The following is a 25,857-nucleotide window of genomic DNA, read 5'->3' on the forward strand; positions in this document are numbered from 1 at the left end:
ACTCAGGCGGCGGTGACGGCGGAGATGGTGGTGCAGATGGTCTCGACAAAGCCTGTGCTGTCCGGTTTGCCGGCGTCTGCGGCGTATCGATTAGATCGATTCTGAGAAAGCTCGCCACAAGGTGCAAGCCTTACTCTACCGGGCAGCGGTAGCGCTTAATAACGCGTCTGCCATACCCTGAATTTCATCGTACATCCATAGCTTCTCAAGCCAACCCGCCGGGATCGCTTGGGCACCATAATGCGCACCGGCCAACTGCCCCACGATGGCTGCCGTAGTATCCGCATCATCCCCCAGGTTCGCAGCGGCAAGCACGGCATCAGCAAAGCTATCGGTGTGATGAAAGCACCAGAACGCTGCCTCCAGTGAGGCCACCGAATACCCGGAACCCACGATCTCGGAACGCGACTTGTTGCAGTATTCACCGGCGGCGATGGCGGCGACTTTAGGGGCGCTCAAACAGACGTCTGAGCAGAGCAATACCTGATCTTTCGAAACACCGCTCAAAGCATTGCTGATCGCTTGCGCCAGTACGGCACAACAATCGATTGCCTCCTGAGCCGCGTGGGTCGTGCGTGAGCTTTCGACGGCAAACGTGCGCACGCTTTGCGAATCAGGAAAGAAGAACAACACCACGGGCGCCAGACGCATCATCGAACCATTGCCGGCGGAATACGGGTCTGTAGAACCTGCAAATGGGTTGCCGCTCTCCTGGAATACCGCCAGTGCTTCACGAACGGTCATGCCGATATCAAAACACTCGCCGGTGGCACTCAAGTACCCCCACTTCCACCAGTTCAGATACCGCGCCATTTGGTCCAAAGCATCAAAGCCATGCTTGTTCAGAAGGCTCTCGGCCAGGCAGAGCGCCATGGACGTGTCATCTGTCCATTGGCCCGGTTTGAGTTGGAAAGGCCCGCCACCCAGCATGTCCGTGACAGGCGCAAACGTCCCGCGTGGCATAAATTCGACCGTGGTGCCCACGGCATCACCGCAGGCCAATCCAAGCAAGCAACCGCGATAGCGGTCTGACAGCGTGATAGACATCAGCACTCCTTGATAAAACCCCGTCCAGATACATTTCCGACAGCACCCATGTTACTTGACCAACCGCTTCTCCTTGGAGGGGCGATAGCCGAAATACGCGCTGTAACACTTGCTGAAATGACTCGGCGACACAAACCCGCACGCCACCAGCACATCCACCTGCGACAGCTCTGTGTGCTGCAACAAGCGCCGCGCCTCGGTCACACGCAACTCCATGTAATAGCGTTGCGGCGTGGTGCCCAGTTGCTCCTTGAACAACCGCTCAAGCTGGCGCCGGGAGCGGCCGGCATAGACGGCCAGTTGGTCCAGCTCCAGGGGTTCTTCAAGATTGGCGTCCATCAGTTTGACCACTTCGCGCAGCGGCGCGCTGACGCAGACGTTTTCCGTGGGTTTGATGCGCCGGTAGCGGGACTCTTCGAAAGAGAGAATGTCTTCGATACCTTCGACCAACGCTTTGCCGTGCAGGCTCTTGATCCAGTCGAGGGCCATGTGGAACGAGCCCGATGGGCTGGAGGCGGTCAGGCGATCACGGTCGATCACGTAGGGTTCGCTGGTGACGTGGGCAGTCTTGGATACTTCGCCCAATGCCGGGCGGTGTTCGGGGTGGATAGCGCAACGGTAACCCTCCATCAGCCCGGCACGGCCGAGGAACCAGGCGCCATTCCACAATCCGGCGAGGCTTACGCCGTGATCGACGGCACTGCGCAGCAATTGAATAAACTCGTCGCTGGCCTTCAGCTCCGTGCGAAAACCGCCGCAGACGACCAATAGGTCCAAGCCTTGCAGCGCAAGCACGTCCAAGCGCGCATCGGGGCGGATCACCAGGCCCAGGTCGCTGATGACCTCGCCATCGCCGCAGCCGAAAGTACGCGTGGCAAACAATTCGGGGCGCAGCAGGTTGGCGGTGATGAGGGTATCGAGGGTCTGGGTGAATGCGGGTAGGGAGAAGTGTTCGAGCAGCAAGAAGCCGACGCGGGTGACCGGCGACGGCTGTTGGGGAGACTCATTGAGGTAGCGCAGGTTCTTGCCTTTCATGCCACCGCTGAACTGGCGTCTTTCCATCGAGGGTTGGCCCACTCTTATTTTGATGCAGTGGGCGCCATCTTAGAGGATTGGTGCGCCAAATCGGCGAAATCGTGGCATCCAGTTATCCAGGATCTGCGCTGACGCCAGGATATGATGCGCGCGACCGATCAGCAGCCGACGCGGCACAAACCCGATGTAGCGTGAATCTGCACTGTTGTCGCGGTTGTCACCCAACATGAAGTAATGGTCGGCAGGCACCACGACGGGGCCAAAATCACGTAATGCCCGCACCGTCGGCATGAATTGAACTGTGCGCTGACTGGTGCTCGTCCGTTCGGTCAGCTTGATACCTGGGATAGATTGCCCGGCAAGGAAAGGCTCGCGGATGTCCTGCGCATCCGCGTAGGTGGCGGGCGTGCCGTTGATCCACAGCACCTCGTTTTTCATTTCCAGGGTATCGCCGGGGATGCCAACGATCCGTTTGATCAAGCGCACGCCATCTTGGGGCGACGTAAAGGTCACCACATCTCCCCTTCGCGGGTTTTCCAGCTTGACCAACGAAATATCCGTGAGGGGCACCTTGAGGTCATACGCCACCCGATTGACCAGCACCACATCCCCTTCAACCAGGGTCGGGCGCATGGAGCCGGAGGGTATGGGGTTCCAATCGGCCAACGAGGTACGGAACATACCAAAGCACAGCCAAAAAATAATGGCGTAACGGTATTTGCTCAACCAACGTCGCATACATCCTCACACTACAAAAGAGGCGTAGAGCAGGCTCCACGCAAGCCGCAGTCATTTTTGGCAACATTCAATGTCGTGTAAGAAGATTACATTTTAACCGGCTACACACAACGGCCTAAAAACCTGACGCCACTCTGATCTTTATTAATCCAAACCCGGCCCAGCCCAGTAACACAAACAGCGCGCGCGCATCTGATACGGTTTTTTCTTTGTCATCTGCATCTGTATCGAAAACTGCCCCGGGCGGACAATAGCCCCATTCCCGACACCCTTGTCGAGCGCGGCAGGAATGTTCCTGTCGCACCCTTCCCTTCGGAGGCCTTATGACCAAGATGGCACTTTTCCTGTTTGGCTTTTTAGTGCTGACCATCGGCATTGGTCTGCTGGCGACCATCTCGCCGGTTTAGGCCTGGGCCCATCAACTCGTAAAGAGCATCGGGTACAGCGACAGCACCAACAACCCCGCCATCGACCCGTTGAACAACCTTATCCAACGTGGCTCGCGCAACACATTGCGCAAGCCACTGCCACAGACTACCCAGACACACACGCTGGGCAGGTTGACCACCGCAAATACCAGGGCAATCACCAGCACATTGGTCATGTAACCCTCAGCCGGCGTATAGGTGGTGATTGCACCCAACGCCATGATCCACGCCTTGGGGTTGACCCACTGGAACGCCGCGGCCCCGAGGAAAGTCATGGGTTTGCCGTGTTCGTCACTGCTATCGGACATGCCGCCGGAAGTCGCAATCTTCCACGCCAGGTACAACAGGTACGCGGCGCCGACATACCGCAACAGTGTGTAGGCCCATGGGAACACCTTGAACACTTCACCCAGGCCCAAGCCAACCGAAATCACCAACAGCATAAAGCCAATGCTGATCCCCAACGCATGAGGCATCGACCGGCGAAACCCGAAGTTCACCCCCGACGCCAGCAACATAGTGTTGTTGGGGCCAGGAGTGATCGAGGACACAAAGGCGAACAGCACAAAGGCTGAGAGCAGGCTGGTAGACATGAACATGGCGCGGCATCCATTCGTTAGTGTTATGCCTGCGACAGTAGTGGGTTCCGGCCCCGAACGCCCCGTACAGCTAAGGGCGGATCGAGGAATACACTTTGAGTATGTGGAGCAACGCGCTAGCGCGGATAAGGACACTTCAGTGTTGCGCTTGCTCGACCAGCCAATCGATCAGTACCTTGAGCCTTTTGGGCATGGTTTCGTGTGCTGGGTGGACCAGGTAATAGCCATAGCTCACTGCGTCGATGAAGCCACCAAACGGAAGGACCAGCTCACCCGACTCGACGCGCTGACGCACCAGTTGCTCTCGCCCGATGGCGATGCCCGCATGATTGATGGCCGCCAACGTGCTCAAGTCGGAACGGTCAAACGTCATGAAGCGACTCGGCAATTCCAGGGTCTGGCCAGTCGCTTGCAGCCATAAACGCCATTCTGCATCGAATGAAATATTGTCCCACGCCGCCACGTCATGCAGCACCGTGCAACCCGACAGACGCTGCGGATCGCCCATCAAGTGATGGGCCTTGGCATATTCGGGGCTGCACACCGGGGCAATTCGCTCCGGCATCAACCGCAGGCTGTTGAGGCCTGGGTGTTCACCATTCGAATAGCACAGCACCAGGTCAATCCGCCGGGTTCGATAGTCGATCGGTTCATTGCCGACCCGTACGTCCAGTTGAATGCCCGGGTAGCGCGCAATGAAGTCCGACAACCTGGGGACCAGCCAGCACTGCGCGACCGAAGGCCGGGCGTAGAAACACAACTGCCCTTCGACCTGGGCGTGGGAACGTTCCTGAACCGCCTCGGACAACGTATCCATGGTTTGCTGCATGACCTTGAAGATCCGCTCACCATCATCCGTCAGCTCGACCCGCCGGGGCAGCCGATGGAACAGCTTGAGCGACAGTTCCTCTTCCAGGCGCGCAATGCGGTGGCTGACGGCGCTGGCGGTCAAGCACAAATCCTGCGCGGCGCGGGCAAAGCTGAGGTGGCGGGCGGCGACGAGAAACGTGTGCAGGTTGGACAGATGGGCACCGTTAAGCCTGGGTGCTTTCAGACCGTGTACTGACATTGCTGTAAACCCCTTCTCATCAACCGCCATGGATGCTTATTACGACTCAGGATGTTGCAGTCTGCGCCCCTTATCAAGGTAGGCCGCGAACTCAGTCGCCGGCACCATGCTTCCGCCTGTACCCCAGATCAAGTGCGTGGCGTTGGCCAACGTGGCGGTACTGACGCCAATGCGCCGCAAGTAGTGCTCATCGCTGAGCACCCTCACGATACCCGGCGCACCGGCCAAAGCGGAGGGTTCCAATTGCACACCTTCAAGCTCATGGGCCATGAACATCAGGCGGTAAAGCGCTTCATCGGTGACGGTGTAGTAACCGTCGATAAGCCGTTGCATCGCCTTGCCGACAAAACCGGAGGGACGGCCAACCGCCAGCCCGTCCGCCGCGGTGACATTGTCGATGCCGAAATCCTGCACGCTGACCTCGTCATGCAAGCCAGTGTGGACACCCAGCAGCATGCACGGTGAATGGGTCGGTTCGGCGAACACACAGTGCACCGCGTCGCCAAAGACAAGCTTCAACCCAAACGCAACGCCGCCTGGCCCACCGCCCACACCGCAGGGCAGATACACAAAGAGTGGGTGATTGGCGTCCACCTGCACGCCCGCCGATTCGAACTGTTTAGCCAGGCGCTCGGCCGCAACGGCGTAGCCGAGGAACAGGTGTGGCGAGTTTTCGTCATCGATGAAATAGCAGGCCGGATCGTTTTCAGCTTGCCGACGCCCATTTTCCACCGCGACGCTGTAGTCGGACTCATATTCCACCACCGTCACACCATTGGCCCGCAGCTTGTCTTTCTTCCATTGACGCGCGTCCGACGACATGTGAACGGTGGCCTGGAACCCCAGCTTGGCGCTCATGATGCCAATGGATAACCCAAGGTTGCCGGTGGAGCCGACCGCGATCTTGTAGCGGCTAAAGAACTCAAGTGCGGAGTCACTGGCCAATACCGCGTAGTTATCTTCCAGCGTAATCAGCCCCGCCTGCAGGGCCAGGTCTTCAGCGTGTTTGAGAACCTCATGGATCCCCCCGCGCGCCTTGATCGAGCCGGAGATCGGCAATTCGTTGTCTTTCTTGAGCCACAGGTTGCCGATATCAGCAAGCCCGGCCTCACTCAAAAGCTGGTGCTGGAATGCCTTCAGCGGCTGAATACCCGACTCGATCATACCGCCTGCTGCCGCCGTTTCCGGAAACACCTTGGCGATGTAGGGCGCGAAGCGTCGCAGGCGCTCGCTGGCCTGTTTGACGTCATCCGTGTTCAAACCCACATCCCCCAACGCGATGGCGCTCGGTGCAATCGCGGGATTGAACCAGGACACCTCTTGCAGTGAAACCAGGGTTTTGATCAGTGGATGGCTTTGATACCAAGCCTCCAGGGTTTTGCCTTGAATCATGAGAACCACCTTTGGTCACACAAACTTGGAAAGTATCAGGGTAAAAAACAGCGCAGCGACGGAGGCCAATACGGTGGCCCCGGTAAATTTCTTGAGGGCTTCGGTCAGGGAGATCCCCAGGTATTCCTTTACGACCCAGAATGCAGAGTCGGTGACATGGGTCCAGCCGATAGCACCGGCGCCGATGGCAATCACCAGGATTTCAGGGCTGTATTCAGGGTGTTGTGCCAACATCGGCAGCACCATGCCCGCCGTGCTGATCATCGCGACCGTGGCCGAGCCGACTGCGAAGTGCATCAACCCCGCGATCAACCAGGCCAATAGGATCGGGTTGATGTTGGTTTGACCCAGCACGTCGGCGAGTGCCTTGCCGATGCCGCTGCCCACCAACATATCGTTGAACGCTCCCCCGGCACCAATCACCAACAGGATGCCGGCCAAGGGTGGAAAACAACGGTTGGTCAGGTTGAGCAGCTCACTCATGCCCAACCCCCGACGCAGGCCGAGCGACCAGTAGGCGAAGCAAATCGACAACGACAGCGCAATCAGCGGATTACCGATAAAGGAGACCCACTCCAGCGCCATCGAACCCTTCGTCAGCAAAGGTGCAGCAAGCGTTTTGCCCACCATCAGCGCCAGTGGTAACAGCACGCTCACCAGTGCCACACCGAAGCTCGGCGCCCTGCTCTCGTCGATCAGCGTTTCGCTGCGCTCAGCCAGAAACTGCGCCTGGCTATCCGGGGCCTGCCGCGAGCACATCAGTTTCACCCAGATCGGTCCGGCAATGATTGCCGTCGGCAAACCCACGATGAGGCCATACAGGATCACCGTGCCGATGTCGGCATTGAGCATGCCGGTTATCGCAGTGGCGGCCGGGTGCGGGGGAAGAATGCAATGGACCACCATCAGCGAGGTCGCCAAGGGCACGCCCAGGTAGAGACGATTGATGTTGGTTTGGCGGGCGACCACGTAGATCAAGGGGATCAGCAAGACGAACCCCACCTCGAAGAACACGGGAATACCCGCAATAAAGCCAACCAGCATCATGGCCCAAGAGGCGTTCCGTTCCCCCAGCACACGCAAGAGTGTGGTTGCGATGCGTTTGGCGCCGCCGGACTCTTCCAACAGCTTACCGAGAATACTGCCCAAGCCGATGATGCCGGCGAGGAAGCCGAGGGTGCTGCCCATCCCCTTCTCAAAGGCCGAGACGATCGCCGTGGGTGTCATGCCGGTACCGATGCCCACCACCAGGCTTGCAGCGATAAGGGACAGGAAAGGATGAACGCGGAATTTACTGATCAAGACCACAATCAGCAGGATTGATGCGCCCAGGATCACTAGAGAAAACGTAGGGGTCATGGCTGGATTTGCTCCATCGCAGCTCGCATCAATGCGAGTTATTGTTTGTTTGCGATGGATTAGATTTCAGACAGGTAGTGCACACAAACGATGATTCGTCAGGCGGTAGATGACCCCTCTTCAGGTGTTTGAAACGGCAAGCCGCTTGTCCCTCTGTTAGTTGAAAATGAGAGGACTTCAACCTCGATATTTCACAAGCCCTTCCAGCGTAAACCGTGCTTGCATCAGCACCACATCCCTCACCAGTTCCATCTCCTTTTGGTTGACCTCGGTCCACTGCAGCGCTTCGAGCAGCTTGGGCTTTTGCACTCGGAACGCCAACCCTTGGGTGAACAGCGCCATGGAGTGAATCACCGTGCGTTCATCCTCGACGGCAAAACCGGCCAAGCGTGCGATCAACTGTCGGATGACCCGGCCAATACGCGCCTTGAAGCGATCTTCAAAGGCCGTTGTCGCGCTTTCAGGGCATAGACCGGCTTGGTGACGATCAAGGAATGCGCGCCAGGCCGTGGTCTGCGGACTGTCCTGAATCGTCGACACCACAGTGCCCAGGATGCCCAATGAGGCCTCGATCAGCGTCTTGTCGTCAGCATTTGCATCGGCCAACGCCTGTTCCGCCGCCACCACGGGAGGTGCCATCTTGCGCCACAGCAGCGTGATCAAGTGCTCGACACACTCAAGGTAGACACCTTCCTTACCATCAAAGTAGTACTGGATCGCCGGTGCGTTGACGCCAGCCGCCGTGGCGATATCACGGGTCGATGCGCGGTCATAGCCGCGCTCGCCGAACACCACGACCGCCGCTTCGACAATGCGCGCGCGGGTTTCTTCGCCACGCTGGTAACCCCCTTCGGCGGCTGGTTTATGTCGTGCCATGTGCAACTCCATTCGAATACCGAAGCAAAATATACCAGTTGACAAAAATTCGCGAAAAATAGAATTTATTCCATCTGATATAAATCTGGAGTGACCTCGATGTCCGCTGCACCTCCCTCGCCTCAGGTCATGCCTGAAGACACCGTCAACGGCCAACGCGGCAAGGCACGCCGGATACTCCTGACATTAGGCACCACTGCGCTATTGATCGGCCTGGGCTGGGCCGGCTGGTGGTGGCTCACCGGGCGTTTTATCGAGACCACCGACGACGCCTATCTGCAAGCCGACAGCATCAGCGTGGCGCCAAAGATCAACGGCTATGTCGCCGAAGTGCTGGTGAGCGATAACCAGAACGTGAAGCGCGGCGACATCCTGGTGCGCCTGGACGCGCGCAAATACCAAGCGGTCAGCGATGAAGCCTCGGCAACCATTGCCGCGCGCAATGCCGACTTCGCCAAAGCCCAGGCCGACCTGGTGCAACAGGACTCGACCATCGCCGAGGCCCGCGCGCAACTGCAAGGTGCCGAAGCCGACGCCCACCACGCGCAAACCGAAGTCGCCCGTTACGCGCCACTGGCACGTTCAGGCGCCGAGCCGGAAGAACGCCTGGCGCAACTCAATAACCAATGGGCACAAGCCCGCAGCACGGTGGCGGCCAAGCAAGCGGCCTTGAGTTCCAGTCAAACCCGCTACGGCACGCTTGAGGCCCAACTCAAACAGGCGCAGGCGCAACTCGGCGTGGCCAAGGCCAGCGAGGCGCAGAGTCAATTGGACGTGGATGACGCCGTGATTCGCAGCCCCCTGGATGGCCGTGTAGCCGATCGCGGCGTACGTGTCGGCCAGTATGTGCAGCCAGGCACTCGCTTGCTGACAGTGGTACCGATCAGCGCGATTTACCTCACCGCCAACTACAAAGAAACCCAAATCGGCGAGATGCGCCCCGGCCAGAGCGTCACCGTGCATGTGGATGCGCTGCCAGGCCGTAACCTGCAAGGCCACATCGACAGCCTCTCCCCCGGCACCGGCGCGCAGTTCGCGTTGCTGGCGCCGTCGAATGCCACCGGCAACTTCACAAAAATCGTTCAGCGCGTCCCGGTGCGCATTTCCCTGGATGTACCGGATGACGTCCGCGTAGCCCTGATGCCGGGCTTATCGGCGACGGTTGAAGTCGACACCCGCACCCACGGCGCAGACGCCAATCATGGCTGAAGCGCTGATGACCGAGGTGGTCGCCGAGAAACCGCGCAACGCCTCGCTGACCGATTGGATTGCCGTCGCCGCAGGGGCACTGGGCGCGTTGCTGGCGACGCTCGACGTGTCGATCACCAACTCGGCGCTGCCGCAGATCCAGGGCCAAATCGGCGCCACCGGCACCGAGGGCACCTGGATCGCCACCGGCTACCTGATGTCGGAAATCGTCATGATCCCCCTCGCCGCCTGGCTCACACGGGTATTCGGCCTGCGCCGCTTCCTGATCGGCACGGCCTTGATGTTTACGGTTTTTTCGATGTTCTGTGGCCTGTCTTCCAGCCTTGGCGCAATGATCGCCGGGCGCATTGGCCAGGGTTTTGCCGGCGGTGCGATGATCCCGACCGCACAAACCATTGTGCGTACGCGCCTGCCCCCACATCAGTTGGCGATCGGCACAACAATGTTCGGCATGACCGTGATCCTCGGCCCGTTGCTGGGTCCGGTCATCGGCGGCTGGCTGACGGAAAATATCAACTGGCGCTGGTGCTTCTTTCTCAACCTGCCCATCAGCATCGCCCTGATCACCCTGCTAATCACCGGCTTGCCGACTGAGCGCATGAACCTGCAACGTTTTATCAGCGCTGACTGGCTGGGCATCCTCGGCCTGGCGATGGGCCTGAGTTCGCTGACCGTGGTGCTTGAAGAAGGCCAACGCGAACACTGGTTTGACTCATCGCTGATCACCTGGCTGAGCATCGCCACCGTCACCGGTTTCTTCCTGATTGCCATCGGGCAGTTCCGTTCAAGCACGCCGATCCTGCGCCTGCAATTGGTGCTCAACAAAAGCTTTGGCAGTGTGCTGTTGATTGGCACCGCCGTCGGTGCCGGGATTTATGGCACGGCGTATCTGGTGCCACAGTTCCTTGGCATCTTGTCCGGCTACAACGCTCAGCAGTCAGGTTCCATCATGCTGCTGTCAGGCATTCCGGCATTTCTGCTGATGCCGATATTGCCGAGGATGCTTGGCCGCTACGACCTGCGCTGGATGGTCGGTGCCGGTCTGTTGTTGTATTGGGCCAGTTGTTTTGTCGACACCCAACTTACCGCCGACAGCGTTGGCCATGACTTCGTCTGGTCGCAATTGCTGCGAGGCTTCGGGCAGATCCTGGTGATGATGCCCCTCAGCCAATTGTCGATGCGCTCGGTCGAGACGCGAAACGCCGGGGATGCCGCAGGCCTCTACAACATGTCGCGCAACCTCGGTGGCACGATCGGGCTGGCGTTGCTGGGCGTGTTGATGGACCGGCGCAGTCACTTTCATGACGACAGACTGCGCGAAGGCATCCTGGCTAACAGCCAATTGGCCCAGGACCACATGGCGAGCAACACCGCCAGCTACCTGGCGCAAACCGGCGATGCCTCCACGGCGCAGTTGCAGGCGTTTGCCCAACTCGCCAGTGACATTGCGCGACAGGCCTCCGTGATGGCCTACAACGATTCATTTTACGTACTGGGACTCGCGATGCTGGCGTGCCTGCCCCTGATCTTCATCTTGAAAAAGCCCACGGTACGACCATGATTGCTCGCCCCCTTCCCCTGCTTCTGGCCATAGGCCTGTTGTCTGCCTGCACCGTGGGCCCGGATTACCAAGGCGCGCCGAATGTCGCGCCCAAAACCCTGGCTGCCGGCCGTTTGCCCCATGCAGACAGCGCCTCGTCAACCACGCCCGCCGTCGCCCAATGGTGGCGAACCCTGGGTGACTCACAGCTCAATGCATTGATCGACCAGGCGCTGCAAAACAGCCCCGATATTGCCACGGCCCAAGCACGTTTAAGACAGTCGCGTGCCAGCCTCAGCGGTGCCCGCGCCGACGCGATGCCCAAAGTCACCGGTGATGCGGCAATGCTCAGACTGCGCTCTCCCGACACCTCCGCGCTGGGTGGCAGCAGCAGCGGTGGCCGCGGCCCATTGAGCTTGTATCTGGCGGGTTTCGATGCCAGTTGGGAGGCCGACCTGTTCGGCGGCACCCGCCGTGCAGTGGAAGCCGCGCAAGCAGAAGCCGAGTCATCTCAAGCACAACTGGCCGATGCCCAAGTGCAGTTGGCCGCCGACGTGGTCCAAGCCTATACCGACCTGCGTGATCAACAAGCACGGCTTGCGCTGGTCGAAGCCAGCGTCGATATCGAAAACCAGGCCCTGGACCTCACTCAGCAACGCCGAGAGCGTGGCGTGGCCTCACAACTGCAACTGGAACAGGTACTCACCCAGGCCGAAAACACCCAAGCCCAGCGTCTGCCGCTGCAAGCCTCCATCGTCGAATCCCTCGACCAACTGGACTTGCTCTGCGGCCTGGAACCCGGTGAGCTCGATAGCCGTCTCGCCACTGCCCAAGCCCTGCCCGCCATTCCCCGCGAAGTGCCCCTGGCCGACCCCGCTGCCATCCTGAAAGCCCGGCCCGACATCCGCGCGGCTGAGCGTAAATTGGCGTCCAGCAATGCGCAGATCGGCGAAAAGACCGCCGACTGGTTTCCCAAACTCAGCCTGACGGGCGACCTGTCGTTCTCGGCCAGCGATCCGGGGCACCTGGCGCGCAAGGAAAGCGGGACGTGGTTGATATTGCCGCGGTTCACCTGGAATGCACTGGATTTCGGCCGCGTGGCAGCCAGCGTCAAAGGCGCAGAAGCCGGGCGCGATGAGGCGCTTGCGCAATACAAAAGCGTCGTGCTGAGTGCATTGCGTGATGCTGATGTGGCGTTAGCACGCTATGGTCATCAGCGTCAGAACGTTGTGATACTGCGCAATGTGGAATCTTCGGCAGTACGCGCGGCGGATCTGACACGTCAACGCTATCGCGCCGGCACCGCGAGTACGCTGGATTGGCTGGATGCCGAGCGCACGCGGTATCAGGCTCAGGAGAGTCGGATTTCCGGGGATGCCGAGCTGCTGAAAGACTTTGCGTCGCTGCATAAGGCGCTGGGATTGGGGTGGACCTTATGAACGACATCAAGCTCATACACCAAGGAAGAACATGATCAACATTCGTGAAGCGACTAAAGCCGATCTCGATGCACTGCGTGAAGTTGGCTGCGAGACCTACCGGGAGCATTTTTCGACCCTATGGTCTCCTGCCGGCATGCAGCAATTCCTCGATCAAGATTTCTCACCCGAGGCGCTTAACCAATCACTCGAATCTTCCGGCAGGCATTTGTGGCTGATCGCCTTAAGCGAAAGTGGCAGCGTCGTTGGATTTGCCAAGGTCAATTGGTCAGTGCCTGCGCCTTTAACCGGAGAAGTGGGCGCGGAGCTGCAAAAAATCTACTTCCTCAAATCCGCTGCGGGCCAGGGATATGGAAAGCGACTCCTGCACTTCATACGTGACCTGGCCGCGCAGCGTGGAGAGCGCCTGCTCTGGCTGGATGTGCTCAAGACCAATGCAAATGCGCGGCGCTTTTATGAGGCCTTTGGTTTTCAGCACATGGGTGAAATCCCGTTCAATACAGACCTGACTGAAATCGGGATGGTGGTCATGGGGCTAGAGTTAAAGCAGCGTCAGGCGGGGAAGTAGATGGAAGAGTTGATACAGGCTCTCAACGGACCCAGAACGGCCCAGCAGGAGCAGATTGAGTGACGATGACTACACCTGAGGCCTTAGCGCGCTGATGATGAACGCATGAAGACTGTTGACCGCCTTGGACCCGCGAGAGGCTCGGCTACGTAGAATCGAAACTTCCATGGGTTCAATGGCGCCTAAATCATGTTCGCTACTTAAGACGTGAAGCGATGCCTGCACGCTGCACTGAGTGATCGCGGCAATAGCGAGCCCACCCTCAACTGCAGCCACCTGGCCAGCTAAGCTGGAGCTGTTGTAGACCACCTTGAATTCGCGTCCCTGTTGGGTCAGTGAGTTCACTGCATAACGCCGAGCCAAACTTTCACTTTCGTAGACGGCTATAGGCAACGGGTCTCGCCTCCACAGTTCGAACTGGGGTGAGCCAACCCAAACCATGGGTTCTTTGAAGAGCAATGTACCGCTTTGAGGCGAGTCTCTGGACACCAACGCAAGATCAAGATCGCCGTTTCGCACGCGCGGGATAAGCGTGGTCGACTGTTCACAAGTCAGTTCTATTTCTACGCCAGCGTAGCGCGGAGAAAAACGCTTTAGAACCGGCGTGAGATACCGTGCCGCGTAGTCCTCCGCAACGCCAAGGCGGATTCGCCCGGTTAACTCTTCTCCGTGAAAAGCCGCTTGGGTCTCAGAGTGCAGTGCAAGCATGCGACGCGCGTAGCTCAGCAGTGTCTGGCCGTCAGAGGTCAGTTGAAGGTGTCTCGGGCCACGACTCAACACCTGTCGTCCAAGCGCGGCCTCCAGTTTTTTCATCTGCATGCTGACGGCAGACTGCGATCTGTTTACCTCATGGGCTGCGCCAGATAGCGAACCTGCATCCACCACTGCCACGAAGCACTTGAGCCAATCGATCTGCAAATCACTGGAAGGCATCACTGTTACCCCTATTCGTTAATCGAATGGATAGAAGTTGAATTATGCGCTTTGCATGATAGTTGTTCACCCGCAAGATTCAGGCCTGATTCAACACTTACTGGACCTGATCATGTTATTTGAGACCTGGTTGCTCTATCTATTTACCTGCTGCGGCATCGCAGTAGTGCCAGGGCCTAATGCGTTATTGGTGCTTACCCACGGAGCCATTCACGGGCGTCGTAAAACGCTGTTCACCATCACAGGCGGCGTGCTCGGTTTTGCAGTCGTGCTTTCGCTTTGCGCTTTGGGATTGAGCGCGCTGATCCAAGCGTCGACCACTTGGTTCACCGCATTGAAGGTTGCTGGCGGGCTCTATCTGATCTGGCTGGGCTTTGGGCTGTGGCGGTCTGCCCCCATCAGTCTTGATACGACCGGCACTATAGGCATGCGACATTGGTCGCTGTTTCGCCAAGGGCTGCTATCCGCGATTTCAAATCCTAAAGCGCTACTGCTATTTACCGCGTTTATTCCTCCTTTCCTGGACCCGCACAGGAGCCTCATCGCGCAAACAGCCGCCATCGCGCTGACCTACGCAGTCGTGGAATTCGCCGTTGAATACACCGTAGCCAGCGCTGCACACCGGGTGAGGCCTTGGCTCGCTCGGACTGGGCGCCGTTTCAATAAAGTCTGTGGTGGATTTTTTGTACTTTTAGGATTGGCCCTACCCACTCATGCCTGAAGGTGCAACTTCCCGAGGGAAAGCGGATAGGCCTTCATATCAGTCGATGACGACATCGGTACCCTCTGCCTTCAAACGAGCGAGGTTGTCCTTCATCTGCTGCAACCGCTCAGGTAAATGCCCTTGCCACCTTGTAACTTCAGCAACGACTCGTAGCGGATCGGAAGAGCGATAAGAGAGCGTAGGATTACCGGGGAATTTCTTATCCGTCACGTTGGGATCATCCATAATTGGCCCCGTTGGCTTTACGACATAAATCCGCTCTCGCTCACTGCCGAGTGCCAGCTCTGCCCCCCAGATTGCGGCATCCAGCGTGCCCGCGAAATAAACCCAGGACAGCGGTTTACCTTCTGTGAAGTTAGACGGGTAGCCGACGCTGATCATGTCTCCTGGCGCCAGATCAGCCCGGGTACCGTGAAAGAACTGACGTGCAAACATGCTGGCAGTGCTTGACATGGGTTCCCTACTCCTCAAGAAATCGGGTTCAGACTACTATTTTTCGCTGGTAAAAATAGAGGTGGCCTGCCCCTATTTCACTCAGTCTGTCCGCTATCGAAGGAATCGCCGAAGACAGCGGGAAATATGCCTTGATCAAGCACGTTCCTTGACTGATAAATCACTTTGCGCAGAGTTCACGAAGTAGGCCAATGCATTCGCCACATGATTGGCAGCGACCAGAGAACTGATCGCCATCTTAAAACCTTGTTGAGATAAATTCGCTGGCTCGGAATGCCCGAGCTCAGTGGTATCTCCCAGCATCTGGTTGAACATTGCGATGGCGTTAAACTTCGTGTCCTTATCGGTTTGCTGTCCATTTTTGTCGAAAGCCATGGAGCCGGATGTAAATCGCGATGCGACGGTTTCGTCGATCAAGCCGCTCTCATAGAGCTTGGAACCGATTGTTGCCAACTCACGTGTACTGATCGACTTAAGGTCGTACCCCTTCAGAGAGTCCTTCAGTTCAGCGATGGCTTTCGAACCAGAGATTTTGAGGATATCTGCCGCTTCGTCCGTACTTTTTACGGTGAACGCGTTTTTTGTCTCGTGCGGATTTTTGATGACATAGGCCGCTGCCTGCTTTGACAGGGAAGCGGTTCCGATGGTTACGCTCACTTAATAATCCTCCATGATTGTTTCGCATTAACCGTGCTATCGACTGGCTATTGAAGTTCTTAAGTGGCAGAAATTTCACCACGCCACCAAGGAGAAACCGGAGCAGCCCCCTATTTCGCTGATCTGGCCCAGCAACTAATTGCCGGGCCAGCAGGCGCAGTTAAAGCAGGACAGTGGAAAGCATCCCCAAGGCGCCCAAAACGAACCCAATCAGTGCGCCTCGTCCTGGTGCTTCATGAAACAACGACCAGACCACCACCGGCTCAAGCAGCAACAAAGAGGTGACTGAGACCACGGTGACGATCCAGATATCACCGACAGCAACGTACCCCAGCCAATAGGCACCCAGCAGGCAAAGTCCTGCAAAGCACATGAGTACAACGGGAAGTACGAACGCCTCCCATGAACCACTGCCTGTTTGGGCAAGCTTGGCGGTTACCACCTCACTGTAGATTGCACAAAACTCACCGATCACCATCAACCCTAGAGCAGAAACTCCGAGTAATTCTTTGGACATATCAAAAACTCCTTCGCATTCAGCGCGCTATTTTTCAGTTCCCAGCTAGCGATGCCGCTACCCAGGGACTCGTCGCAGTGATACGAAGCAGCTTTGAATAGGCCTGAATTACCGAAGTGCTTTTCCATGCTCATGTCCTTCAAAGGGGGGGAGTCTCAACGACCACATCAGGTCGCTCGCTCCGATCATACGTTCCGTTAACCCGCATGAACAACCCGCTCCGCGGCAGCCTGTCGTTACCCGCCCAGGATCACTGATCCAGAAAAACTCATTTGGCGTTTTTCCAAGAAGGCTTGATTTTTCTCAATGCCGTCCTGCACACCAGGAGTGGCGACTGTAATTCTCCGGTGCATTTTCGTCTTGCATGGAAGCAACCCATTGCTCAGGATGGCGGCCTGATTTCAATCTTTGCAAGAAGGATCGACGCATGAGGCTATTGCGTAAATGGCGCGAACATCAAGAGCGCAAGGCGTTGCGCGCACTCTCTACCTTGGAGCGTTCTACGCAAAAACTGCGCAACCGTTATCCCGACTACAGTTTTGGCCTGGGCACCTACGGCGACCTAAAGGTTCACGACTGGCATGAAGGGACAACCCTGCGTGTCGGCGCCTATACGTCCATTGCCGGCAACGTGGAAGTGTATCTGGGCGGCCACCATCGCACCGATTGGCTCAGTTGCTACCCCTTCCCGGCCAAGATCGACAGCGTCGCCCACATCACCGATTTTGGTGGCAGCAAAGGCGACGTGACCATTGGAAATGACTGCTGGATCAGTTCGCACGCGAAGATTTTGTCTGGCGTTACGATTGGCAATGGCGCGGTGGTGGCGGCAGGCTCAATGGTCACCAAGGATGTTGCGCCTTACTCCATCGTTGGCGGGAACCCGGCCAAGCATATCCGTTGGCGATTTGACGAGCCGACTCGCTTGACCCTGGAACAGTCTGCCTGGTGGGATTGGCCGGAGTCGGAGGTTCGTGCGATCGCGCATTTGCTGTGCAGTACGGATATCGCTCCATTTGTGAAATACCTACAGGAGCGGCCACTGAAGTGAAGCGCCACTAAAAGCTGGACGCCTGAGTGATTGCAATAGCCGTGACGTACACCTGGCACGCCCGCAACGCGATCAACCCTTGGTCGCCGGCATCGGTGATAGCGACAATTCGTTGAGCATGCGCTGGGCGCCTCGCCGGGGTCGCGCTGGCGCCGTGCGCTGCCGAGTATGGGAAGACGTGCCAGCCAACTCCCGGGCGGTCTTCTCGATCACAACGCTGAACTTCTTGCGCAGCGTCCACGGGTCGGCCTTGGCCAGGTCCATAGCGGACTTGATGCCCAGCGCGTCGAGGTGGAGTTTCATTTTCCGGCCGACACCCCACACCTCGGCTACGTCCGTGTTGCGCAGCACCGAGTCACGTTTGGCCGGGTTGGTGATGTTTACCACCCCGCCGGTCTGGGCCTGCAGTCGCTTCGCTGTGTGGTTGGCCAGCTTGGCCAGGGTCTTCGTGGGGGCCTAGCCGCAGAGCTGTCCAAGAAATCAGCAGTAGGGCGACGAAGTTTGAAGCACAGGGCCAATCTTGCCCAATTGCTATGCTTTGCAGGCTCTAAATTCGATAGGTATCAATATCTATTGTCGCGCCGACGGTGTGAAATCAATGACTGGTAACTCAGAGCCTATAGCGGGCATGAGAGCTTCTTCATCTTGGTCAATCCACAGTACCACTTGAAAAACGCAGCTCAGGTCGGACTCATTTTTTGCCTCAACAATCTTTGCAGCAAATGGTGCTAGTCGCGTTACTAATGCATCCGCATTTCGTACTCGTCGATCAAATCGCTTTCTATCCTTCCGTTTGAGACTGACCAGCATGAATTTCGACGCAGGGGCGCGTCAGGCCTGCGCGGACCTTTTCGAAAAATCTCTGTCGCCGTTAGTCCTATGTACGCCGTCACGTGGTCTGGCTCAAAATTGTTGCCGTACATTGCGAAATATACTTCGCCGGTTGTCGTCATATAAACCCTCATCTCTGTCGTCAGCCCGATTCACGATGAAGTCGAAGGGCTGCCTGCGCGACCTACCGCTTCGGGTCGGTTGCTGCCGTGCGCAACTGAATGCTGGCAAAAAAAAGCGCCCCCTAACAGCCAATAAAGGCTAAGAAACCTGATCACCTATCATTATGGTGGATGCTCCGAACATGACCCGCTCATTGTTGGCGGCCATAACTTGCTCAATTCTTCACCTGTTGCCGTAATGCGAGCGCCGCCACACCGCACAAGATCAATGCAATACAGGACACATAGAACGCATCGCTGTAGGCCATCAGATACGCCTCGCGACGCACGGTGTGGATCAGACCCTCGATGAGCTGCTGCTGGGCAGGCAGTAATTGGTTGAATATGAAATCTTCGCTGTCTGCCATGCTGCCGCGCAGACGCTCCTGCAACGACGGGGAAAACAGCGTGATCGACTCTCCAACCCGCTCTGAGTGAAAGCGCTCGCGCATGGCGACGATTTGCGTCAGTCCTGCGGTACCCACGGCCCCGCCAAGGTTGCGCAGCATGGAAAACAACGCGGATGCGGAGCCGGCTTCATCCTTGGCCAGCCCGGAAACCGCCAGAACAGAAAGCGCCACCATGATCAGCGGCTGTCCGATACCCCGTACCACGGTGGAAGGAATGATCACGTTGGCGGCGCTATCGACGTCCAGGTGCGCGCCGAGGTAGCAGCCCAGGGCCATGATAAAAAAACCGCTGGCGACCATCAGTTTCGGGTTGAGCCACTTCATCAGGCGCGGCATGAACGGCGCCAGTACCAATTGCACCACGCCGTAGGCAATCAGGCTGATGCCGATTTCCCGGGCGTTATAGCCCTGCAACTGGGAGAGATAATTGGGTACCAGGAACACTAGGCCGAAGGTAGCCCCGCCGAAAATGAACATTGCCGCGCTGGCCACCCCGAAGTTGTAGCTCTTGAGCAGGCGCAGGTTGATGAAGGAACGGTTGCCATACAACTGCGAAAGCACGAAGTACACCAGGGCGATGCCGGCGATCAGGGACATCCACACAATAAAATCGGAGCCGAACCAGTCCTTGCGCCCACCTTCCTCCAACACGATCTGCAAGCCGCCCAAGCCGACGATCATCGCCAGGATTCCGCCCCAGTCGCCGCGCTTGAGCAGGCTCAACTGCATGGGCTTGGCATCGATGGACCACGCCACCGCCAGCAACAAGAGAATGCCGGGGGCCAGTTGCAGGTAGAAAATCCAGCGCCAGGAATAGGCATCCGTCAGCCAGCCGCCAATGGACGGTCCGGCTGCCTGGGCAACACTGTTGGACAACGCGAACAAGGCCATGCCCATCGCAATCTTGCTGGGCGGCAGCTCGGTGATGATCAACTGGAATGACAAGGGGATCAGCACCGCGCCAGCGGCGCCTTGGATCACCCGAATGATGATCATCACTTCCAGGTTGGGTGCCCAAGAACAGGCAATAGACGCCACCAGGAATACAAACGACCCCACGAGCATCACCCGGCGCAGGGAGAACACCTGGACCAGCCAGGCAGTCAGCGGAATCATCACGATTTCCGCGACCAGGTACGCGGTGGAGATCCACGAACCTTCCTCGAATGTCGCCCCCAGGGAACCTTCGATTTCCGGCAGCGCGGCGCTGGTCACGTGCACGTTCATGCCGGCCATGAAACAGCCGAACAGCCCGCCGATCACCGCCACCCAGGCGCGAAAGGAGACGGTCTTTTCAGCGACCTCAGTCATGTGCCGCGCCCTGGTTGGCTGGCCGGGTATCAACGGTGGTGATCACCGACATGCCCGGCAGGATAGGCCCGCCCTTGTCATGCTCATCGATGACGATTTTCACCGGGAAGCGCTGCACGATCTTGGTGAAGTTGCCGGTGGCGTTATCCGATGGCAACAGCGCGAACACGGCCCCGGAACCTGGCGAGAAACTCACCACATGGCCCTTGAGCTTGCGCCCCGAATAACTATCGATGCTGATATCTACTGCTTGACCGGCGTGCATGTCGCGCAACTGGGTTTCCTTGTAGTTGGCCACGACATAGGCTTGCTGCAAGGGCACCACTGCCAGCAGCGGCAAACCTGGTGCGACATATTGGCGAGTGCGCACTTTGCGCTGCCCCACGACCCCGTCGATGGGCGAGCGGATCAAAGTGTCTTCCAGCGCATGAGTCGCCAGGTTCAACTGCGCCTCGGCCTGGCTGCGCCGGGCAATCTGTTGTTGGAGCGAGGCTTCGGCCAATTGGCGCCGACTGATGGCAACGGTCAACCGGGTTTCCTGTTGACGTTGCAGGGCCTTGGCAATTTCCACCGCGGCGTTGGCCTGGGTGTAGCTGGCGGCTGCCGTTTCCAGACGCTGGGCACTGGCGGCGTGTTCGCGCACCAAGCCTTCGTAGCGGCGCCGATCGAGACTTGCGCGGCGCAACTCGGCAGCCACGCTGCGGGTGTGAGCCTCAGCCTGGACCACACCGGCCTTTTGCTGGGCAATCAGGCTGTCGGTGACTTGCAGGTTGGCCTGTTGCGCCGCCACCGAGGCTTGGGTTTCAGCCAGTTGTGCGCGGGCTTGCGCCAAGCGGACCTGGTAATCACGGTCCTCGATGCGCACCAGCACCTCTCCGGCCTTGACGGGCTGATCATCCTCCACCAAGACCTGGGCCACATATCCGGAGACCTTCGGGCTGATGGGAATCCAGTCGGCACGCACATAGGCATCATCGGTCTGTTCCAGGTAACGCCCCACTGTCATCCAGTACACCCCGAACGCTACCGCTGCGATCAACAGCACAACGCCTCCCAGCAGCATCAGGTTGCGTTTGCGCCGTTGCTTGCGCGCATGCATGAGTTGCTCGACCATATTCTCCTGCTCGTCCTGGACAACGGTTTTTTCATCGACAGCGATATTCATGGCTGGGTACCGGAAAAATTGATGGAAGCGCGGCTGGGCGCAGCGGTCTGGGTAGCGGAAGAGGAGGACTGCCAACCGCCACCAAGCGCGCGAAACAGGCTGATCTGGCGCTGCAACAGCTGGCCATCGGCATCGGCACGTGTGGCCTGCAAACGGATCAGCTCACGCTCGCTGTCCAGCACGTCGAGAAAGTCGATAGAGCCGGCGTTGTAATTGAACTGGGCCAACGTGTAGGCCTGACGGCTGCTATCCAGGGCCTGGCTCAAGGCGGCGTGGCGCTGACGCTCGCCGTCGTACAACGCAAGGGCCTGGCGTACGTCCTTGAGTGCCTTGAGTACACTGGCCTCGAACTGCGCCACTTCCACCCGCTCCAACGCCCTGGCCTGGTTGACCCGCGCGCGATTGGCGCGCCAGTTGGGGAATTGCCAGGTAATCAGCGGACCGACGCCAAACATCACTGCGCTACTGTCTCCCAGCTCATGAGGTTTGTTGGCGGATGAGGACACTGAAGCACCAAAGGTCACCTTCGGATACAGGTCGGCCTGGACGATATCCACTTGCAGCGTGGCCGCCTGCAACGCTCGCTCGGCCTGACGAATATCGGGGCGGCGCGCGAGTAATTGCCAGCCGTCGCCCACCGGCAGTTCGGCATTGAGTTGCGGTACGACCTCACAGGTCGCGGCGCCAGCACCTTGTTCCAGGTCGGCCACGCCGGTCAACATCGCCAGCTCGTACAGAGCAGCTTGCCGACGTGCTTCCAACATCGGCAGCAACGCCAGGGTTTCGCCCTGCAGCGCCTGCATTCGGGTGTATTCGAGATCTGTCACCACACCGGCCTGACGCTGGCGGTCGGTCAACGCCAAGCTGTGCCCGACGACTTCCAGCGAATGGCGCTGGACCTTGGCACGTGCCCCCAGGGCGCAGGCATTGACATAGGCGCGAGTGGTTTGCGCCACCACCGTGATGCGCAACAAGTCTTCGGCGTCCTGTGCCGCAGCCGCCTGAACCTGGGCCCGCTCGATGCTGCGCTGGACCTGACCCCAGACGTCCACTTGATAAGCCAGTTCAAAGCCTGGGTTGAACGCCCACTGTGACGGCGCATGGCTATCGGTGGCCTTGGCCAGGGTCTGATCATCGGCCGTCTTGCCGTACTCGGCGCCCAGTGACGCCTGGGTCGACGGCCAGCGCTCGGCATCGGCCTGCATGATCCCGGCCAGCATTGATTGCACATGAGCCTGGGCCGCCGCCAGGTCGCGGTTATGCATCAATGCCTGCTGCACCAGCGCGTCGAGTTTCGGATCGTTATATAACTGCCACCAATGGTCGGGTAACGCTTGGGCCGAAACACCCTGCGGCAGACGGCTCAGGACATTGATGCGCTCCGGGTGTGGCTGTGCGGGTGTATGGGCGACCCAAGAGGAACAACCCGCCAGCAAGACGACCGCCACACCCAGGAGCGAAAGACGACCATGTCGTGCACAGAAAAAAGGCGAACCCATCGAAAAAACCCAGAATGCCAAGTAGAGACGCAGGTTAAGAGAGCACCGGGCCGAGCATCTCCCGAGTTCCAGACAACCATCGTTTCGATTTGGACAATGTGCCTGTAGACCGCCTTATCGCAGGCGCCTACGGACCGGGCACACGCAAAAACATGGCCCTGCCTGGAGGCGGGGCCATGTTCGATTGGGGTTACGCGCTCGCCGAGGTGTATCAGACCAGGCGGCAGTTGCTCGGGGTGTAGCCCATTGTGCGCTTGAACATTGCAGTAAACGCACTTGGGCTCTGGTAGCCATGCTCCAACGCCACTTCCAGGATCGATACACCGCAGGCCAGCCGTTGCATGCTGAGCAGCAGCCGAGTGCGCTTGCGCCACTCCCCGTAACTCATGCCCAACTCTTTCTGAAACAGCCGCGCCAGGGTGCGCGAACTCATGTTGAGTTGCACCGCCCAACTCTCCAGTTTCGACTCCTGTGAAGGGTTGTCGATAAAGTCAGCACACAGCGATTTGAGCCTTGGCTCATCAGGGATCGGCACATGCGCCAGCACCCTCTGCGCCCTGTCGAGCTCCGAGAAAATCAGATCGACAATCTGCACATGGCGCAACAGAGCCGGTTCGGTGTCACGTTCATCGGCCGCTGCGATGATCAACTCCCGCAGCAACGACGAAACCTTGAGAACGTGGCATTCCTCCGTCAACATCCGGTGCGCGCCCGGTGAGATCAACAAGGTGCGCATGCGCACCTCGCCGGTCATGCGGATCTGGTGCTCCACCCCCGAAGGGACCCAGAGCGCATGCCCGGAAGGCACCACCCAAGTGGTCCCGACGACCGATACCAGCATCACACCTTTAATGGCATAGACCAGTTGGCCCTCTTCATGCCGATGCGGAGCCACTATGTCGCCATGACCATAGTTACCGGCGAGCGCTGCCAATGCGGTATGCGCGTTCATCTCAGGAAGGCACCGCAACACTCACCACGCTGAGCAGGCCCAGGCGCGATGCGCGGTTGACAGCACTGGTCACCGCCTTGAGAGAGGCCAGCAAGGTGCTGCCGTCGCGGGCGGCACCGTACAGCAACTGGTTGCCCACGCGGATTTCCACATAGGCCAGAGCTTCGGCCTGGGCCCCGTCACGGGTGGCATGCTCGTGGTAATCAGCGATATCGAAGTGAATGCCTCGCTGGACAAAGGCATCGACCAGCGCCGCCAATGGGCCGTTGCCCTCACCGCTCAAGCCGATGTGCTGCGCACCGTGTTCAAGGGTGGCTTCCAGATAGGTCACATCCCCCTCGCTGACCAGTTTTGGCATCCGCAGCGCGTAAGGCTTGCCCTGTTCCAGGTAATGCCGGGTAAAGCAGGCAAGGATCATCTCCCCGCTGATTTCCTGACCGGAGCCATCCGCTTCCTGTTGGACCAAGCTGCTGAATTCCATCTGCAAGCGACGCGGCATCACGATGCCATGCTGCTCCAGCAAATACGCCACGCCACCTTTGCCCGACTGGCTGTTGACGCGGATCACCGCTTCATAGCTGCGGCCCATATCGGCAGGGTCGATTGGCAGGTATGGCACTTCCCACATACCATCCGGGTTGGCCCGGCGTGCCGCAAAGCCTTTCTTGATCGCATCCTGGTGCGAACCGGAGAAGGCAGTGAACACCAACTCGCCGGCGTATGGGTGGCGAGGATGGGTCGGCAACTGATTGCAGAACTCCACCTCACGCTGGACATGGATGATGTCCGAGAAATCCAGCCGAGGATCAATGCCACTGGTGTAGAGGTTCATCGCCAGCGTCAGGATATCCACATTGCCGGTTCGCTCACCGTTACCGAACAACGTGCCCTCGACACGCTCAGCACCTGCCAGGCATGCCTGCTCCGCAGTAGCGACGCCGGTGCCACGATCGTTATGGGGATGGACGCTGATAACCACGCTGTCCCGGCGGCTGAAATGCCGGCAGAACCATTCGATCTGGTCGGCGAACACATTGGCGGTGGAGACTTCCACCGTTGTCGGCAGGTTCAGGATCATTTTGTTGGACGGGGTCGGCCCGAACGCATCCGTCACCGCCTCACAGACCTCCAGCGCAAACTCCAGCTCGGTGAAGCAAAAGGTTTCCGGGGAATATTGGAATGTCCACTGTGTCCCGGGATTGTTGTCCATGTGGCGCTTGATTTCGCGTGTTGCTTGGGTGGCGATCTCGATACAGCCGGCACGATCCACACCAAAGACAACATCGCGGAACACCGGAGCGGTGGCGTTATATACATGCACAATCGCCCGAGGAGCGCCCTTCAGCGCCTCGAAAGTGCGCTCGATCAGGTGACTGCGCGCCTGCGTCATCACTTGAATCGTGACATCGTCAGGAATCGAGCCGCTGTCGATCAGCTCACGTACATAGTCAAAATCGGTCTGGGAAGCGGCGGGAAAACCCACCTCAATTTCCTTGAAGCCCACCTTGACCAGCAAATCAAAAAAACGGCGTTTGCGCTCGGCATTCATCGGCTCAATCAAGGCTTGGTTACCGTCGCGCATATCAACGCTGCACCAAGTGGGAGCTAGCGCCTGCACGTTGCCGGGCCATTGGCGGTCGGGCAAATCCACGGTATTAAAATGGCGATATTTGCTGGAAGGATCCTTGAGCATCATGACGGTTTCTCCTTTTTTCGACAGTTACGATAGTGGGCAGCCGAAGCGGCCGTTCACTCTCGCTTGTTAGATCAAACACTAAACGAAACAGACAAAAACTAATGGCTAATTTTCTCAAGAAAATCATAAAATCAAGCATCAAAAGCTAATTAATATTATTTTTTTGGTTATTTACATCGGTAAGTAAAAATTATCTGC

At 58.3% G+C, this 25,857-nt stretch carries 24 protein-coding genes and 1 pseudogene; 6 read left to right on the forward strand and 19 right to left on the reverse strand.

The annotated features are described in order from the left end of the window. Positions 1 to 135: 135 nt before the first annotated feature. The 8 genes from BFL40_RS29740 to BFL40_RS29775 form a co-directional block, all read right to left on the reverse strand. Positions 136 to 1,047: an ADP-ribosylglycohydrolase family protein gene (locus BFL40_RS29740; protein WP_071487295.1), complete on the reverse strand. Its 912-nt coding sequence runs from the start codon at positions 1,045 to 1,047 to the stop codon at positions 136 to 138. 51 nt (positions 1,048 to 1,098) lie between these two features. After that, on the reverse strand, positions 1,099 to 2,109 hold the full coding sequence (gene souR / locus BFL40_RS29745) for a GlxA family transcriptional regulator (protein ID WP_071487296.1): 1,011 nt from the start codon (positions 2,107 to 2,109) through the stop codon (positions 1,099 to 1,101). A 42-nt stretch (positions 2,110 to 2,151) separates the two neighbouring features. Further along, positions 2,152 to 2,820, reverse strand: coding sequence for a signal peptidase I (lepB, locus tag BFL40_RS29750; protein ID WP_071487297.1), 669 nt, complete (start codon positions 2,818 to 2,820; stop codon positions 2,152 to 2,154). Between the two features lie 418 nt (positions 2,821 to 3,238). Next, positions 3,239 to 3,847, reverse strand: a complete 609-nt coding sequence (locus tag BFL40_RS29755; RefSeq protein ID WP_071487298.1) for a LysE family translocator — start codon at positions 3,845 to 3,847, stop codon at positions 3,239 to 3,241. A gap of 136 nt (positions 3,848 to 3,983) precedes the next feature. Further along, positions 3,984 to 4,916, reverse strand: coding sequence for a DNA-binding transcriptional regulator DsdC (gene dsdC, locus BFL40_RS29760; RefSeq protein ID WP_071487299.1), 933 nt, complete (start codon positions 4,914 to 4,916; stop codon positions 3,984 to 3,986). A 39-nt stretch (positions 4,917 to 4,955) separates the two neighbouring features. Then, positions 4,956 to 6,308: a D-serine ammonia-lyase gene (gene dsdA / locus BFL40_RS29765; RefSeq protein ID WP_071487300.1), complete on the reverse strand. Its 1,353-nt coding sequence runs from the start codon at positions 6,306 to 6,308 to the stop codon at positions 4,956 to 4,958. Positions 6,309 to 6,323: 15 nt separating this feature from the next. Beyond that, positions 6,324 to 7,667 carry a GntT/GntP/DsdX family permease gene (locus BFL40_RS29770; RefSeq protein WP_071487301.1) on the reverse strand — a complete coding sequence of 448 codons (1,344 nt, stop codon included), beginning with the start codon at positions 7,665 to 7,667 and terminating at the stop codon, positions 6,324 to 6,326. A 177-nt stretch (positions 7,668 to 7,844) separates the two neighbouring features. Further along, positions 7,845 to 8,543, reverse strand: a complete 699-nt coding sequence (locus tag BFL40_RS29775; RefSeq protein ID WP_071487302.1) for a CerR family C-terminal domain-containing protein — start codon at positions 8,541 to 8,543, stop codon at positions 7,845 to 7,847. 99 nt (positions 8,544 to 8,642) lie between these two features. Here BFL40_RS29775 and BFL40_RS29780 point away from each other — a divergent pair, with 99 nt between their 5' ends. Genes BFL40_RS29780 through BFL40_RS29795 form a run of 4 tightly spaced genes read left to right on the forward strand, consistent with a single transcriptional unit; the run spans position 8,643 to position 13,299 of the window. Further along, on the forward strand, positions 8,643 to 9,752 hold the full coding sequence (locus BFL40_RS29780; protein WP_071487303.1) for an HlyD family secretion protein: 1,110 nt from the start codon (positions 8,643 to 8,645) through the stop codon (positions 9,750 to 9,752). After that, complete coding sequence (locus BFL40_RS29785; RefSeq protein ID WP_083374535.1) at positions 9,745 to 11,313, forward strand: DHA2 family efflux MFS transporter permease subunit; 1,569 nt, start codon at positions 9,745 to 9,747, stop codon at positions 11,311 to 11,313. Before BFL40_RS29780 ends, BFL40_RS29785 begins: the two co-directional genes overlap by 8 nt. Continuing rightward, positions 11,310 to 12,731: an efflux transporter outer membrane subunit gene (locus BFL40_RS29790; RefSeq protein WP_071487304.1), complete on the forward strand. Its 1,422-nt coding sequence runs from the start codon at positions 11,310 to 11,312 to the stop codon at positions 12,729 to 12,731. Before BFL40_RS29785 ends, BFL40_RS29790 begins: the two co-directional genes overlap by 4 nt. Positions 12,732 to 12,762: 31 nt before the next feature. Further along, entirely contained in the window at positions 12,763 to 13,299 is a 537-nt protein-coding gene (locus BFL40_RS29795; RefSeq protein WP_071487305.1) for a GNAT family N-acetyltransferase, read from the forward strand. A gap of 69 nt (positions 13,300 to 13,368) precedes the next feature. Here BFL40_RS29795 and BFL40_RS29800 read toward each other — a convergent pair whose 3' ends face one another. Beyond that, entirely contained in the window at positions 13,369 to 14,232 is an 864-nt protein-coding gene (locus tag BFL40_RS29800; RefSeq protein WP_071487306.1) for a LysR family transcriptional regulator, read from the reverse strand. Between the two features lie 112 nt (positions 14,233 to 14,344). Between BFL40_RS29800 and BFL40_RS29805 the strand changes: the two genes are divergently transcribed. Continuing rightward, a complete protein-coding gene (locus BFL40_RS29805; RefSeq protein ID WP_071487369.1) occupies positions 14,345 to 14,953 on the forward strand; it encodes a LysE family translocator in 609 nt (202 codons plus the stop codon). Positions 14,954 to 14,992: 39 nt separating this feature from the next. On the opposite strand, the gene arr is transcribed toward BFL40_RS29805, so the two are convergent. The 3 genes from arr to BFL40_RS29820 form a co-directional block, all read right to left on the reverse strand. Continuing rightward, positions 14,993 to 15,409, reverse strand: a complete 417-nt coding sequence (gene arr, locus BFL40_RS29810; protein ID WP_071487307.1) for an NAD(+)--rifampin ADP-ribosyltransferase — start codon at positions 15,407 to 15,409, stop codon at positions 14,993 to 14,995. 135 nt (positions 15,410 to 15,544) lie between these two features. Further along, complete coding sequence (locus BFL40_RS29815; RefSeq protein WP_071487308.1) at positions 15,545 to 16,066, reverse strand: hypothetical protein; 522 nt, start codon at positions 16,064 to 16,066, stop codon at positions 15,545 to 15,547. Positions 16,067 to 16,226: 160 nt separating this feature from the next. Further along, on the reverse strand, positions 16,227 to 16,544 hold the full coding sequence (locus BFL40_RS29820; protein ID WP_071487370.1) for a hypothetical protein: 318 nt from the start codon (positions 16,542 to 16,544) through the stop codon (positions 16,227 to 16,229). A 466-nt stretch (positions 16,545 to 17,010) separates the two neighbouring features. Between BFL40_RS29820 and BFL40_RS29825 the strand changes: the two genes are divergently transcribed. Continuing rightward, a complete protein-coding gene (locus BFL40_RS29825; protein WP_071487309.1) occupies positions 17,011 to 17,634 on the forward strand; it encodes a CatB-related O-acetyltransferase in 624 nt (207 codons plus the stop codon). 173 nt (positions 17,635 to 17,807) lie between these two features. Here BFL40_RS29825 and BFL40_RS29830 read toward each other — a convergent pair. The 7 genes and pseudogenes from BFL40_RS29830 to leuA all read right to left on the reverse strand — a co-directional run. Beyond that, positions 17,808 to 18,090 (reverse strand): annotated as a pseudogene (locus BFL40_RS29830) (DNA polymerase V subunit UmuC); the annotation flags it as partial. Positions 18,091 to 18,374: 284 nt separating this feature from the next. Next, positions 18,375 to 18,599, reverse strand: coding sequence for a DUF4279 domain-containing protein (locus BFL40_RS34485; RefSeq protein ID WP_083374537.1), 225 nt, complete (start codon positions 18,597 to 18,599; stop codon positions 18,375 to 18,377). Positions 18,600 to 18,802: 203 nt separating this feature from the next. Further along, positions 18,803 to 20,347 carry an MDR family MFS transporter gene (locus BFL40_RS29835; protein WP_071487311.1) on the reverse strand — a complete coding sequence of 515 codons (1,545 nt, stop codon included), beginning with the start codon at positions 20,345 to 20,347 and terminating at the stop codon, positions 18,803 to 18,805. Further along, positions 20,340 to 21,512, reverse strand: coding sequence for an HlyD family secretion protein (locus tag BFL40_RS29840; RefSeq protein WP_071487312.1), 1,173 nt, complete (start codon positions 21,510 to 21,512; stop codon positions 20,340 to 20,342). The genes BFL40_RS29835 and BFL40_RS29840 overlap by 8 nt, the downstream gene beginning before the upstream one ends. Beyond that, complete coding sequence (locus BFL40_RS29845; protein ID WP_071487313.1) at positions 21,509 to 23,011, reverse strand: efflux transporter outer membrane subunit; 1,503 nt, start codon at positions 23,009 to 23,011, stop codon at positions 21,509 to 21,511. Before BFL40_RS29845 ends, BFL40_RS29840 begins: the two co-directional genes overlap by 4 nt. Before the next feature lie 211 nt (positions 23,012 to 23,222). Then, positions 23,223 to 23,963, reverse strand: a complete 741-nt coding sequence (locus BFL40_RS29850) for an AraC family transcriptional regulator (protein WP_071487314.1) — start codon at positions 23,961 to 23,963, stop codon at positions 23,223 to 23,225. A gap of 1 nt (position 23,964) precedes the next feature. Beyond that, positions 23,965 to 25,659, reverse strand: coding sequence for a 2-isopropylmalate synthase (leuA, locus tag BFL40_RS29855; RefSeq protein WP_071487315.1), 1,695 nt, complete (start codon positions 25,657 to 25,659; stop codon positions 23,965 to 23,967). Positions 25,660 to 25,857 lie beyond the last annotated feature (198 nt).

The organism is Pseudomonas costantinii (assembly GCF_001870435.1).
GTDB lineage: Bacteria > Pseudomonadota > Gammaproteobacteria > Pseudomonadales > Pseudomonadaceae > Aquipseudomonas > Aquipseudomonas costantinii.

What these genes read in the sequence shown, in the direction of transcription:
- BFL40_RS29795 (WP_071487305.1), top strand. Translation starts at nt 12,763, where the DNA reads ATGATCAACATTCGTGAAGCGACTAAAGCCGATCTCGATGCACTGCGT.
- dsdA (WP_071487300.1), bottom strand. Translation starts at nt 6,308, where the DNA reads ATGATTCAAGGCAAAACCCTGGAGGCTTGGTATCAAAGCCATCCACTG.
- BFL40_RS29800 (WP_071487306.1), bottom strand. Translation starts at nt 14,232, where the DNA reads ATGCCTTCCAGTGATTTGCAGATCGATTGGCTCAAGTGCTTCGTGGCA.
- souR (WP_071487296.1), bottom strand. Translation starts at nt 2,109, where the DNA reads ATGGAAAGACGCCAGTTCAGCGGTGGCATGAAAGGCAAGAACCTGCGC.
- BFL40_RS29780 (WP_071487303.1), top strand. Translation starts at nt 8,643, where the DNA reads ATGTCCGCTGCACCTCCCTCGCCTCAGGTCATGCCTGAAGACACCGTC.
- BFL40_RS29755 (WP_071487298.1), bottom strand. Translation starts at nt 3,847, where the DNA reads ATGTTCATGTCTACCAGCCTGCTCTCAGCCTTTGTGCTGTTCGCCTTT.
- BFL40_RS29840 (WP_071487312.1), bottom strand. Translation starts at nt 21,512, where the DNA reads ATGAATATCGCTGTCGATGAAAAAACCGTTGTCCAGGACGAGCAGGAG.
- BFL40_RS29775 (WP_071487302.1), bottom strand. Translation starts at nt 8,543, where the DNA reads ATGGCACGACATAAACCAGCCGCCGAAGGGGGTTACCAGCGTGGCGAA.
- BFL40_RS34485 (WP_083374537.1), bottom strand. Translation starts at nt 18,599, where the DNA reads ATGAGGGTTTATATGACGACAACCGGCGAAGTATATTTCGCAATGTAC.
- BFL40_RS29805 (WP_071487369.1), top strand. Translation starts at nt 14,345, where the DNA reads ATGTTATTTGAGACCTGGTTGCTCTATCTATTTACCTGCTGCGGCATC.
- leuA (WP_071487315.1), bottom strand. Translation starts at nt 25,659, where the DNA reads ATGATGCTCAAGGATCCTTCCAGCAAATATCGCCATTTTAATACCGTG.
- BFL40_RS29740 (WP_071487295.1), bottom strand. Translation starts at nt 1,047, where the DNA reads ATGTCTATCACGCTGTCAGACCGCTATCGCGGTTGCTTGCTTGGATTG.
- BFL40_RS29845 (WP_071487313.1), bottom strand. Translation starts at nt 23,011, where the DNA reads ATGGGTTCGCCTTTTTTCTGTGCACGACATGGTCGTCTTTCGCTCCTG.
- BFL40_RS29785 (WP_083374535.1), top strand. Translation starts at nt 9,745, where the DNA reads ATGGCTGAAGCGCTGATGACCGAGGTGGTCGCCGAGAAACCGCGCAAC.
- BFL40_RS29835 (WP_071487311.1), bottom strand. Translation starts at nt 20,347, where the DNA reads ATGACTGAGGTCGCTGAAAAGACCGTCTCCTTTCGCGCCTGGGTGGCG.
- lepB (WP_071487297.1), bottom strand. Translation starts at nt 2,820, where the DNA reads ATGCGACGTTGGTTGAGCAAATACCGTTACGCCATTATTTTTTGGCTG.
- BFL40_RS29790 (WP_071487304.1), top strand. Translation starts at nt 11,310, where the DNA reads ATGATTGCTCGCCCCCTTCCCCTGCTTCTGGCCATAGGCCTGTTGTCT.
- BFL40_RS29820 (WP_071487370.1), bottom strand. Translation starts at nt 16,544, where the DNA reads ATGGTGATCGGTGAGTTTTGTGCAATCTACAGTGAGGTGGTAACCGCC.
- BFL40_RS29770 (WP_071487301.1), bottom strand. Translation starts at nt 7,667, where the DNA reads ATGACCCCTACGTTTTCTCTAGTGATCCTGGGCGCATCAATCCTGCTG.
- BFL40_RS29825 (WP_071487309.1), top strand. Translation starts at nt 17,011, where the DNA reads ATGAGGCTATTGCGTAAATGGCGCGAACATCAAGAGCGCAAGGCGTTG.
- BFL40_RS29850 (WP_071487314.1), bottom strand. Translation starts at nt 23,963, where the DNA reads ATGAACGCGCATACCGCATTGGCAGCGCTCGCCGGTAACTATGGTCAT.
- arr (WP_071487307.1), bottom strand. Translation starts at nt 15,409, where the DNA reads ATGTCAAGCACTGCCAGCATGTTTGCACGTCAGTTCTTTCACGGTACC.
- dsdC (WP_071487299.1), bottom strand. Translation starts at nt 4,916, where the DNA reads ATGTCAGTACACGGTCTGAAAGCACCCAGGCTTAACGGTGCCCATCTG.